This is a genomic window from Dialister hominis, from assembly GCF_007164725.1.
GTDB lineage: Bacteria > Bacillota > Negativicutes > Veillonellales > Dialisteraceae > Dialister > Dialister hominis.
In genome coordinates, this window is the sequence record NZ_AP019697.1 from 2,302,770 (window position 1) to 2,315,165 (window position 12,396).

General features: G+C 50.7%; 10 protein-coding genes. 9 read left to right on the forward strand and 1 reads right to left on the reverse strand.

What is annotated here, in order from left to right:
* Window positions 1–347 precede the first annotated feature (347 nt).
* From Dia5BBH33_RS10565 to Dia5BBH33_RS10580, 5 genes are all read left to right on the forward strand, one after another.
* Entirely contained in the window at window positions 348–1,244 is an 897-nt protein-coding gene (locus Dia5BBH33_RS10565; protein WP_022382174.1) for an isocitrate lyase/PEP mutase family protein, read from the forward strand.
* A gap of 753 nt (window positions 1,245–1,997) precedes the next feature.
* Window positions 1,998–3,815, forward strand: a complete 1,818-nt coding sequence (locus Dia5BBH33_RS10570; protein WP_144269331.1) for a sulfatase-like hydrolase/transferase — start codon at window positions 1,998–2,000, stop codon at window positions 3,813–3,815.
* Between the two features lie 393 nt (window positions 3,816–4,208).
* Entirely contained in the window at window positions 4,209–4,373 is a 165-nt protein-coding gene (locus Dia5BBH33_RS11125; RefSeq protein WP_162501808.1) for a PAS domain-containing protein, read from the forward strand.
* A 39-nt stretch (window positions 4,374–4,412) separates the two neighbouring features.
* Window positions 4,413–5,891, forward strand: a complete 1,479-nt coding sequence (locus Dia5BBH33_RS10575; protein WP_144269332.1) for a GGDEF domain-containing phosphodiesterase — start codon at window positions 4,413–4,415, stop codon at window positions 5,889–5,891.
* 29 nt (window positions 5,892–5,920) lie between these two features.
* Window positions 5,921–6,493 carry a peroxiredoxin gene (locus tag Dia5BBH33_RS10580; RefSeq protein WP_144269333.1) on the forward strand — a complete coding sequence of 191 codons (573 nt, stop codon included), beginning with the start codon at window positions 5,921–5,923 and terminating at the stop codon, window positions 6,491–6,493.
* A gap of 76 nt (window positions 6,494–6,569) precedes the next feature.
* Here the strand turns inward: Dia5BBH33_RS10580 and Dia5BBH33_RS10585 are convergent, their stop codons facing one another.
* Window positions 6,570–7,091, reverse strand: a complete 522-nt coding sequence (locus Dia5BBH33_RS10585) for a hypothetical protein (protein ID WP_231939257.1) — start codon at window positions 7,089–7,091, stop codon at window positions 6,570–6,572.
* Between the two features lie 185 nt (window positions 7,092–7,276).
* Between Dia5BBH33_RS10585 and Dia5BBH33_RS10590 the strand changes: the two genes are divergently transcribed.
* The 4 genes from Dia5BBH33_RS10590 (at window position 7,277) to Dia5BBH33_RS10605 (ending at window position 11,898) form a co-directional block, all read left to right on the forward strand.
* Window positions 7,277–8,716 (forward strand): class I adenylate-forming enzyme family protein, encoded by a 1,440-nt coding sequence (locus Dia5BBH33_RS10590; RefSeq protein ID WP_108850284.1) that lies wholly within the window; start codon window positions 7,277–7,279, stop codon window positions 8,714–8,716.
* A gap of 243 nt (window positions 8,717–8,959) precedes the next feature.
* Entirely contained in the window at window positions 8,960–10,243 is a 1,284-nt protein-coding gene (locus Dia5BBH33_RS10595; RefSeq protein WP_144269334.1) for an adenylosuccinate synthase, read from the forward strand.
* A 435-nt stretch (window positions 10,244–10,678) separates the two neighbouring features.
* Window positions 10,679–11,050, forward strand: a complete 372-nt coding sequence (locus tag Dia5BBH33_RS10600; protein ID WP_022381565.1) for a hypothetical protein — start codon at window positions 10,679–10,681, stop codon at window positions 11,048–11,050.
* The gene (locus Dia5BBH33_RS10605) at window positions 11,050–11,898 is read left to right on the forward strand and encodes an IS3 family transposase (RefSeq protein ID WP_117899158.1); all 849 of its coding nucleotides are present in this window, start codon (window positions 11,050–11,052) and stop codon (window positions 11,896–11,898) included. The genes Dia5BBH33_RS10600 and Dia5BBH33_RS10605 overlap by 1 nt, the downstream gene beginning before the upstream one ends.
* Window positions 11,899–12,396: the final 498 nt, after the last annotated feature.

Sequence of the window (12,396 nt, forward strand, 5' to 3'; positions counted from 1 at the left end):
TATGGAAGAGGAAGCGTGTCGCCCATGAGCTCAGAGCCGAATGAAGTAGGCGAAGCGTCGATCCGCGTTAAGGATAACCAAGCTACAAAGCAGGGTGGTACCGCGCATAAGCGCCCTTGTCCGATGGGACAGGGGCTTTTTTGTTAGGCATCCGCTTTAGCAGGTGAGAAATAAGTGAGAGTGGTACCGCGCACATGCGCCTCCCGTGCAGGATTTTTTCTGCGCGGGAGTTTTTTATTAGGAGGCAGGGCATGACAGGCAGAAGGAACCAAGTCCCCTCGGGGACATATGATTTGATAGTCCAAGTCCATTAACCATTTTGTCTTTTCCCTGAGGAGGATCTTACTATGAAAACAGCTACAGAAAAAAGAATCGCATTCAGAAACATGCTTAAATCCGGAGAAATCATCGTTGCACCGGGCATCGGCGACGCACTGTCCGCCAAGATCGCAGCCTATGCAGGCATCAAAGCCCTCACCATGGGCGGCTACTCCGTTTCCGCATCCCGCCTGGGACAGCCGGATGTCGGCTTCCTTTCCTGCACGGAAATGGCTGAACAGCTGACCGGCATCTGCAACGCCACCGACCTTCCCGTCGTTGCCGACGGCGACACCGGCTACGGCAATGCACTGAACGTCATCCGCACAGAGCAGATGTTTGAACAGGCCGGCGCTGCCTGCATCTTCTTCGAAGACCAGGCATGGCCGAAACGCTGCGGCCACATGGACGGCAAGCAGGTTATCTCCGCCGAAGAACACGCACAGAAAATCCGCGCCGCCGTCGACGCACGCCTCGATAAAGAAACCATGATCATGTCCCGCACCGACAGCCGCGCCGTCTACGGCATCGACGACGCCATCGAAAGAACAAAACGTTACATCGACGCAGGCGCAGAAATCTGCTTCGCCGACGGCATCGGCACCAGAGAAGAACTCGAAAAATTCGCCAAAGAACTCTCCGGCAGCGGCGCCTACCTCGTAGCCAACATGATCGAAGGCGGCAAGACACCCCTCATCCCGGCCAAAGAACTTGAGCAGATGGGCTTCTCCCTCGTATTCTGGGCCTGCAGCGCCGTCTACACCATCTCCAAAGCCCTCTACGACCTCTTTGGAAACCTCGCCCAGGACGGCACCACAGAAAAGAGCCTGGACCGCATGATCGAATTCTCCCAGTTCAACAGCATGATCGGCCTCGACACCTACAAAGAATACGAAAGAAAATACAAAGTAGACAGAGACGACTGAGGATATATAAGGAAAAGGAAATAGAAGATAAATGCAAAAATGGAGCCCATCGAGGACTCCATTTTTGCGTGGGAATATTTCCCGAATTAAAACGTAAGCCTGCTTCAGCTCTTTGCTGGGCCTTTCACTTCACGACTTTTCTTGCCCCAAAACCGCCATTTCAAGACGGGGAAACGGAAATGCCAATGATTCCCTTTATAATAGGAACAGAGAGGACGGAGGATATGATGAAAGTCTCCAGCGGCATCCTAAACTCCGGCTGGGGCAGCAAACAAAGACACGTTATCTATACAATGGGTCTGCCAAGAGCATTCAGCCCCGCGGCAATCCGCCGCATCTATTAACCAGTTCTCCCTTATCCACTCCAAGGAGATAAAGCAGCAAATGAAAATCAGGTATTTCACTTCCCGGGAATACCTGATTTTCATTTGTGTAGGATTAAAACTGGAACAATGTCCGAAGTGCTGATAGGGTTGATCACCATGATCGAAGCGAGGTTTAGCTGTCCCCGTTAGGGGAAAGTGGCGCCGGAGGCGACGAAAGGGGTTCATTGCTTATTTTCTCGAGCCTCAGCTCGTTTGTCCATTTTTATCACCATCCTCCCATCTTTTTCCAATGTTTTATTCATTATTTCTTAGCTTATGCATATTTCGCATGATTATTACGTGAGTTTTATTTTTCATGATATAATAAGGAAGTTTTACGAAAACAGGAACATTTCTTGAATTCACGAAATATATTGCGAGGTATTGTATGAAAAAAGTCATTCTTCCGTCATTAGCCTGGACGGCGGGACTGTCGCTCTTGATTGCGCTGATCCTTCATCTGGGCGGGGATTTCCCGGACCTTCGAAGCTATGTCCAGCCGCGTCTGGGCGTGGGGGTTCTGGTTTTCCTCATTGTTTCCCTGGGACTTTTCTCTGTCTTTGACAAAGCGTTCCTGAAGAAATTCTTCCCATGGGCGGCGGTGCTGCCGATCCTCTGGATGGCGACCTTCACCTGGGCGTACGGTTTCGCGTCGCTTCCTGAAAAGAAGCACCTCGGCGATTACTATGTCCTGGGCGGCGTTGCTTTCGGGCTTCCTTACGTCTACCTGACAATTACGGAGGAAATCAATCAGCGCCTGCCGAAGCTCCGTTTCCTCTGGGAACTCATTGCGGGCCTTTTCGCCTTCTTCATGACAATCTGCCCCTTCATCTATATCGGCTACTACATCCTCTTTGGCGGGGAAATGGACATGTTCGCCATGATGGCCGTCCGTTCCACCCATATGAAGGAAATCCATGATTTCCTGGCCACGATGGGATCGCCTGTCAGAATCATCGGCGCCGTCTTTGCCTTCCTCTTTGTTCTTGCCGTTTCCTTCACCTTTGTCCATTCGATGGTAAAGGCAGCGCGCGGCATGAAATCTCCGCTCCGCGGCACGTCCAAAGGATACCTCATCGGACTTGGCGTCCTCTTCGTCCTTTTCTTCGGCGGCTTCTACCGTCAGATCATCCACGTCTTCCCGATCACTATCGTCCGTACGATGGACAGCAAGGGAAGCGAATTCCAGCTCCTCCAGAAACTCACGGACAACCTGGATAAGAACGTGAAGAAGATGACCTTCGTCGATCCCGGCGCAGGCATCACAGAAGGTACGCACATCGTCATCATCGGCGAAAGCGCGAACCGCGACCACATGAAAGTATTCAACCCGTCCTATCCGGAAAACACGACGCCATGGCTCTCTTTCGTCGCCAATACACCGGACTTCGCACTGGGCTACATGGCATACTCGAACTTCCCGAATACGCTGATGTCCCTTTCCTATGCCATGACATCGGCCAACCAGTACAATGACAAATCCTTCGCTGACGTCGTAAGCATGGTCGACGTAGCCAAAGCAGCCGGCTACCGCACGGACTGGATTTCCTTCCACAACAGAAGCTCCCTCTCCAGCGCCGGCGTCACCATGATCGCCGAACGCTCCGACGGCTCCTACTGGGAAAAGAACTACGACGGCTACACCTTGGAAGTCCTGAAGAAACTCCCGCCGGCCAAGAAACGCGTCATCTTCATCAACATCGACGGCAGCCACTACACCTACCTCGCCCGCGTTCCGATCGACAAGAGAGACGAACTCGGCATCCCGTCCAGCGACCCGTACCATGACTATGACCTGACCATTGCCTATGACGACGAAGTCATCCGCGACATCTTCGAATACGCGAAGAAGAACCTGAACCTCCAGACCATGGTCTACTTCTCCGACCACGGCGAGAACATGGAACACTACCACACAGCGTCCCCGTTCTACTACGACATGGTCCACATCCCGTTCTTCGTCTACCTCTCGCCATCCTACCAGGCAGCCCACCCGGGCCTCATGCCAGCCCTGAAGTCCCATGAACACCAGGTCTTCACCAACGACCTCGCCTTTGACACCGTCACCGGCATCTGGGATGCAAAGACGAACTACTACAACCCTGAATACGACTTCTCCTCGCCGAAGTACAGCCTCAACATGGACAACGCAAGAACCATGGAAGGTAAACACAAGATCTCCGACGATCCATTTTTGAAGAAATAGAAATAGGAAATAAGAAATAAGAAAAGGCTGTGACGAAATGAGCAATCATCTTGCCACAGCCTTTTTGCATCACTCTTCATTCTCAAAATCAATCATATTTCACTCTTCTGTATGACACTGATAACAAAAAGATAACGAGATAAAGCAAAAAATAGAAACGTTTGTCATATTTGGAATATAGTTCGAGTCTATGGTTAATTTCGGCGTTTTGTATTCTTTCGAATATGCGGAAATAGCAAATAAAATATAACTAAAAAATAAATAATGCATCCTAGTGAAATTGAGAATGTTTTGTGCTATATTAAGGCTAATAAGGCGCATATGCGCGAAGGTGGATATTCTTAATTCCCGGGAAAGCCCCTAGTTAAGAAACACTTTTTTATGGGATGAAAAATGATGAATGAGATAGATTTGACTAAGGTCGATTTTGAGAAGCCTTTCATGGCCGGTCTAATGGACGGGATGCCTGGAGGCTTTTTTGTGTACCGCGGGGATGAGACCAAGAAGATTATTTATGCCAATCAGAAGCTTCTGGATATTTTCGACTGCGATACATAGGATGAATTCGTCGAGCTGACGGGAGGGACATTCATCGGGATGGTCTATGCAAGAGACCGGATGATCGTCCATGATTACGTCCGCCGCGCCAGGGAATCAAGAAGGACGTCCGGCGTGACGAATTACAGGATCCACACGAAGAAGGGCGTCTTCAAGTACGTGCAGAATTACGCCAATTTCGTCAATGATTACGTGGAAGGAAGACTTGTCTACGTATTCATCGCAGCGGCAAGATCCACGCATGACCGTCTGACAGGTCTTCCCAGCATGCTGAATTTCCTTGACTACGCCAATTCGCCGAAGAATGAAATCTTCAGGAGCGGGAAGATTCCTGCCATGGTCGCTTTCGATTTCTTCGGCTTCAAAGTCTACAATACACGCTACGGCATACAGGAAGGGAACAAGCTCCTCGTCGAGTTCTCCATTATCCTGAAAGATATTTTCGGAAAGAACAGCGTCTCCCGCTTCGGCGAAGACCATTTTTATGTCCTCACCTGCGCCGGCGGGATCAGGGAGCGCCTCGATGAAGTCTTCGAACGCCTCTCAAAAGCCAATCATGGCCGCACCGTCCCCGTCCGTTCCGGCGTCTATATTTATGACATGGATGATGCCGTCAGCGCCTCGGAAGCCTGCGACCGCGCGAAGATGGCCTGTGACGTGGACCGCCATTCGTACATGTCCTTCTACAACATCTTCGACAAAAACCTCCTTGAGAAGGAAAGGACGAGAAGCTTCGTCCTCCTGAATATCGGGGATGCGCTCAAGAACCATGAAATAGAAGTCTACTACCAGCCACAGGTCGATGCCCGGACAGGGAAACTCTGCGGCGCCGAGGGACTTGCCAGATGGAATTCGCCGAAAGCAGGCTTCATGATGCCGGGCAAATTCATCCCCGTCCTCGAAGCAGCGAACCTCACCTACAAGCTCGACATTTACATCATCTGTCAGATTGCCAGAGACTTCAGGAAATGCATCGAAAAAGGCACACCAATCGTGCCCGTTTCCTTCAACTTCTCCAGAACCGACTTCGAGACCTGCAATCCGTACGAAGAACTCCAGAAAGCCGTTAAGGAATACAACCTCGAGCCGAAAATGTTCCGCGTGGAAATCACCGAGTCCACCCTGATGTCCGATCCGGCCAAGATCAAAGAACAGATGACACTCTTCTGCAAAGCCGGCTATGAAGTCCTGATGGACGACTTCGGCAGCGCCTATTCCTCTCTCGCTACCCTGCGTGACTTCGACTTCGACGAAATCAAGATCGACATGGGCTTCATGAGGAACTTCAGCGACAAATCCAAGAAAATCATCAGACCCATGATCATGCTCGCCCAGTCCCTCGACGTACACACCCTGACCGAAGGCGTGGAAACCGCCGAGCAGCTCAGCTTCCTCCAGCAGGCTGGCTGCGAAAGGATCCAGGGCTACTACTTCAGCAAACCCATTCCCTACAGCGAATTCGTCCAGAAACTGAAAACCATGGACTGCTGTGATGATCTCAAAGACTGCGAAAAATAATAATAACAATAACAAAGAGGAGAAAAACTATGTCAATGATCGATTCAGAAGCACAGGACTTCACCGTCAGAGCCTACCAGGACTACGAATTCCGCCCCGTTACCAAAGAAGACCTGAAAGGGAAATGGAGCGTATTCTTCTTCTATCCGGCTGACTTCACCTTCGTCTGCCCGACCGAACTCCAGGACCTCCAGAACCACTACGAAGCATTCAAGAAGATCAGCTGTGAAATCTACTCCATCTCCTGCGACTCCGTCTACGTCCACAAAGCATGGCACGACCACTCCCAGGCCATCGGAAAAGTAGAATTCCCCATGATTGGCGACCCCGGCCAGGTCCTCACCCGCGCCTTTGACGTCCTCGCCAAGAACGGAGAAGAATCCCAGAGAGCTACCTTCATCATCGATCCCAAGTGCCAGGTCGTAGGCTACGAAATCATCTCCTCCAACGTAGGAAGAGATGCCGAAGAACTCCTCAGAAAAGTAGAAGCCTGCCAGTTCGTCTACGAACACGGCGACATGATGTGCCCCGCAGCCTGGCACCCCGGTGACACCCCGCTCGTACCGGGAAATGACTTGATTAGTGATATTAAAAAAAAATAAGGAAATAAAAAAGGAGCTGTAGCAAAATGATTGCACATTTTGCCACAGCTCCTTTTTCGCTTTTTCTTTCCTTATATTATCTCTTCTTCAGTGACGGATTTCTTGTTTCAGCGATCCAGGACTTGAAGGTCTCTTCGCTGATGCCGAATTCCTGCTGGACGTAGGGAGCCCATTTCATGGACTTGCTGCGTGCTTTGACGATGTTTTCCATCAGGCTGCCTGTGTGCTGTTCGATGAGGTAGGCGAGGCGGAGCCAGTGGTTCGGGTAGCCTTCGGAAAGGAGTGTCTCTGCTCTCTTGGCATCCATGCCGTAGAAACGGTGGAGACGGTCGGCTCTGTGGGCGATGTAGCGTTTGCTGTAGATCTCCGGGGTCAGGCCGAGTTTCTTTTCGATGCGGCCCCATGGGTCGTCTTTTCTCATGTCGAGGATTTCGCCGGCTGTCTTGCCTGAGAGGCAGGAGAGGAGGGCGGCTTTGTCGACGTCGTTGAAGCGGAAGCCTCTGGAAAGGATTTCCTTCGCTTCGTCTTCAGGAATCTGGTATTTATGATGGATGCTGCGGATCTGGTCATCCATGGACATTTCGGTACTTCTCATCATGGAAAGTGCCTCCTTTATAAAAATTTTATGATACTTTCTAATTATATCATAAGAATTGAATAAGAAATTTCATAGGATGATAGAAAATAGAGATACAAAGTGACGGGTTCCGCATGAAATTTGAAACAAAACGTGTTTTTTGTTAAAATAACAACGTTATTCTATTTTTCCCCGAGAGGTGAATGATGTTTTTACATGAGATTATAAAGGGTGCCGATCCGGCGCATCTGGTGTTCGAAGGCGATGCCGTCGTCACCTATGGCGAGCTGGAAAAAACAGTCGCCCGCTACAGAAATACGCTGTATGAAATGGGAGTCCGCCAAGGGGAACGTGTAGGCCTCTATACCGCCAACCGCGCAGAATTCGTCTACGTATTCATGGCAGTGGTCAGCCTTGGCGCTATTATCATCCCGATCAACAATTCGCTCGTCGACCGCGAAGTGGATTACATCCTCCGCGATTCCGGTTCCATGCTGCTCATCACGGACACTGTGCTGGAAGTTTCCTGCCCGTCCATCGGCATCCATGACCTGGACTACAAGACAAAGAAGGAAATCGCACCGGCTGCCCCGGATTTCCCGGAAGATGTTACCGAAGATGACGTCTGCGCGCTGGTTTATACGTCCGGCACGACAGGAAGCCCGAAGGGTGCTATGCTGACGCACAGGAACCTCGTGTCGAATGTGGAGCAGTACCTGCAGCGCATCACTTTCGTACCGGAAGACAAGGTCCTCTGCGTCCTGCCGATGTTCCACGCTTATGGCCTCACGACCGTCGTCAATGCCGGCCTCTACGCGCATGCGACCATCGTCATCCTGCGCTCGAAGAGCCCGTCTGAAATCACGAACACGATCGTGGAACATTCCGTGACAATTGCCATCATGGTACCGCCGATGTACAACCTCCTGGCCCGCCGCGGCGAGCCGGAAGTCATGAAATCCGTGCATACCTTCATTTCCGGAGGCGCATCGATTCCGCAGCCTGTATCCCAGGCATTCCACAACCGCTACCACCATCCGGTTCAGGAAGGCTACGGTCTGACCGAAGCATCTCCGGTCGTCTGCATGATGCCGGCCGGAAAACCTAAGTACCTGACAAGCGGCCCCGTCCTTCCGGGCGTCGAAGCCTATGTCAGGACAGAATCCGGCGGCCCGTACGTGCCGGGCACCGTGGGCGAGCTCATGGTCCGCGGCAGCAACGTCATGAAAGGCTACTGGGAAAAGCCCGAGGAGACCAGGAAAGTCCTCACCGAGAACGGATGGCTCCATACGGGCGATCTGGCGTACATGGATGACGAACAGTACATCTATATCGTCGATCGTATCAAAGATTTGATCATAATGAACGGGGAAAACATTTACCCCGGTGAAGTCGAAGACTGCATCTACGAAGTGGAAGGCGTCGGCGAATGCGCCGTCGTCGGTCATCCGGACCCGCTCCGCGGCCAGGCCGTGTGGGCATACGTCGTCATGAAGGACGGCTATGAGTTCGATGAAATGAAGATCAGAAGGCACATGTCCAAGAACATCGCCAGCTACAAGATCCCGCGCCGCTTCATCCCAATGGATGCCCTCCCGAAGAACGCGACAGGAAAGATCCTGAAACGCGCCCTCCAGGACAACTAAGACTGACCGGAAATCCCCGAAAAAAGGGGAGCTGCGACAAAATCCGCAATCGTTTTGTCGCAGCTCCTTTCATGTCTTTATTGGACAAACGGCCGTTTTTGATTCGAAGGAAATCACGCCCATCGGGCGGGTTTATGCTATAATAATTTTGTATGGAGTCTTGAAAGACTAATATTTTTTGACTCCGCAGTTTCGCATGCAAGGAAACCGCGGGCATTCCTCAACAGGAAGGAAGAAGGACACATGGCAACAGCAATGGTAATCGGCGCCCAGTGGGGCGATGAAGGCAAAGGCAAGATCGTTGATTATCTCGCCGCGAAGGCAGACGTCGTAGTACGTTCTCAGGGAGGAAACAACGCAGGCCATACAGTCGTAACGGGAGGCAAAGCATATCCGCTGCGCCTGATGCCAAGCGGCATCATGTACCCGGGAACGATCTGCATCGTCGGCACAGGCGTCGTCGTCGATCCAAAGAGTCTTCTCGAAGAAATGGAAAACCTTGAAAAACAGGGCATCGACGCAAAACACCTTCAGATCTCCACGAGAGCACAGGTCGTATTCCCATACCACATCCGTCTCGATGAAGCCGAAGAATCCCGCAAGGGCAGCCGCAAGATCGGCACAACAAAGAACGGCATCGGACCGTGCTACGCAGACAAGATCAACCGTATCGGCATCCGCATCTGCGACCTCATGGACGAGGAAACTTTTGCTGAAAAACTGAAATACAACGTAGAACAGAAAAACCTGCTCCTCGAAAAACTCTACGGCATGGAAGGCTTCGACTACGAAACCATGCTCAATGACTACCTCGGATACGCAGAAAAACTCCGTCCGTACGTCAAAGACACCAACTACACCGTCCAGCAGCTCGTCAAAGAAGGCAAGAACGTCCTCTTCGAAGGCGCTCAGGCATCTATGCTCGACTGCGACAACGGCACCTATCCGTACGTCACCTCTTCCCATCCGACCGCCGGCGGCGCATGCATCGGCGCAGGCATCGGACCGCACATGATGCAGAACATCTTCGGCGTCGTCAAAGCATACAGCACCCGCGTAGGCGAAGGCCCGTTCCCTACAGAACTCCATGACGAAACCGGCGAATACCTGAGAAACACCGCTCACGAATTCGGCACCGTCACAGGCCGCCCGCGCCGCATCGGCTGGCTCGACACCCGCGCCGTCCGCTACGCAGCAGCCCTGAACTCCTTCGATTACCTCGCCATCACCCGCCTCGACATCTTAGACGGCATGGAAGAAATCAAAGTCTGCACAGGCTATGAATACGAAGGCAAAGAAGTAGAAGAATACCCGGCTGACCTGAAATTCCTGGGCAAGATCACCCCGGTCTATAAGACATTCAAAGGCTGGAAAGAAAAAATCAGCGACATCCGCGATTACAATGAACTCCCGGCCCTCTGCCGCGAATACCTCGAAGGCATCTCCAAACTCATCGGAGTACCGATCGGCATCGTATCCGTAGGCCCAAGCCGCGAACAGACCATTGTCCTCAAAGACGTATTCTAAGATTAGAATAAGAATAGGGAACCCCCCGAAGCCAAGCTTCGGGGGGTTTTGTCGTGGGGGGAAAAGGGGAGAGAAAACAGGAAAACCGCCCAGGGGCGAGGGAAAAGAGAAAACCGGACAACCGCTGCGCGGGAAAAACCGCAGAAAAGCAAAGGTACGCTTTCCGTTTAGAAAAGATGGGAAAGGAAGCTCTTTCTTATCAAACCTTCACAACCGCCCCAAGGTGCGAATGGGAACACCATACGACCAAGGCTTCGCCTTGTGGAGATGAACCTCCTCAGGCGCAATGCGCGCCAGCTCCCCCTACGGGGCGTCGAGTGCTATGCTAAAACTGGACAGGGGTGGGATAAGAATTTAGACAGCCTTTGTAGTATATTGGAATCAGAATTAAAAACATTGGACGCCACATTCAGATTTCATACAGGAGGCAGTCTTATGAAGTACACAAAGAAAGAGCGTATGAACATTGGTCGCCAGATTTATGAGGATCAAATCAATAAATACGAAGCTGCAGGCAAATACGGCATCAGTGCTCAAACTGCTAGAGAATATATGAGGATGTATAGGAACACAAACCATCTTCCACCTAAAACATCCAAGCCCCGTGATTACGGTCTTGCCAAAGCAAAAGTTATTCCTGAAGCGGCCAAACTCGATGAATACCAGAAAATGTCCAAGGAAGATCTCATCAGCGCCTTGATTGATGCCAGGATAAGAGAAGAGCGGCTGAAGCTTGGTTACGAAGTAGTAGAAGAAGATGATTCAAAAAAAAAGCTCATTACTTACGTCAAAAAGACTGCGAAGTAATCGTCGCGCTTTCCGGCTCCTTCCCTGTCGAATTGCTTTGTGAAAGGCTGGGTATTCCGCGTAGCAGCTTCTACTATTGGCTGTATCATACCAGGCATCCTTCTGAACAAAAGAATCGTCTTTTGGATACCATAGAACTGCTCAAGGAATGGCATAAGAAGTATCCATCCCACGGATACCGCTGGCTAAGGGCCAAGCTTCTGCTTGACACAGGCCTCTTCATGTCTGAATCATACGCCTATAAATGCTGTCGTTTGGCCGGGATCAAGAGTGTTTCCAAACACTATAAGTACAAAAAGCCTGGTGAATCCAGGACTTATCCAAATCTGCTGCTTGCAGGGATTAACATAGATGGGCCCTCGCAATGTATTGTGTCTGACATGACTGCATTCTACGTAAAGAACACATACTATGAGCTGACGATATATATGGATCTTTGGAATAACGAGATTGTCGCCCACGCACTTTCCTCAAGGCGTGGAGACCGTATGACATATATTAACGGACTGCACGACTACCTTGAATTTACGAAGAAATTCCCCGGCGTTAAGCATATTCTTCATTCTGATCAGGGATCAGTATATGCATCAAAGGATTTCAACCAGCTGCTCCCGGCGTATAACATCACACGATCCATGTCCAGAGCAGGAACGCCAACGGATAATGCAGCCATGGAATCCATTAATGGATGGATGAAAGCCGAGCTGTTTTCAGATTTTCATATTACTTCAACAGAGGGCGTAGCGGGTCAGATTGATGAATACGTCAAGTTCTTTAATGAAGAGCGCCCGGCATATGCACTGGAGTACCTTACACCAAAGCAGTACAGAGAAAAATATGGTTTTTAAGCAGGTTAATGCCTTTTGTCCAAATTAAGAGTTACACAATTTCATTTAATTTCACTTATTTAATTTTTTGACATCTAATTTTTGAGATTTTGTGTCCAAAATACGTTGACCAGTGCAAATGATTGGCTGACCGCTCCTTCCCCGCTGGGGCAGGTCAAAACCTTCCGCATCGACGCGAATCACCTTTATCAACTGCGATGTACTGAGTCCTGATTTTCAGGGCCGTAGGCCGGTCTTAACCTTGCTCCGGGAGGAGAAGGTGGCGGCGGAGCCGACGGATGAGTTGTATTTCCTCAAGGCGTCAGCCTTGGTTGTAAGGTTTTTATCGAGCAACGCGAGGTTTAAGGGAGTTAACCTTGCTCCGGGAGGAGAAGGTGGGAAATTTTTGCTTTTTAAAAATTTCTCGGATGAGATGTAGTTTCTAGGACATGGGCCGGCTGTATGGTTTTATCATCATTCCTCCGCTCCCGCCATCGCCGCTAAAAATCCAAGGTACGC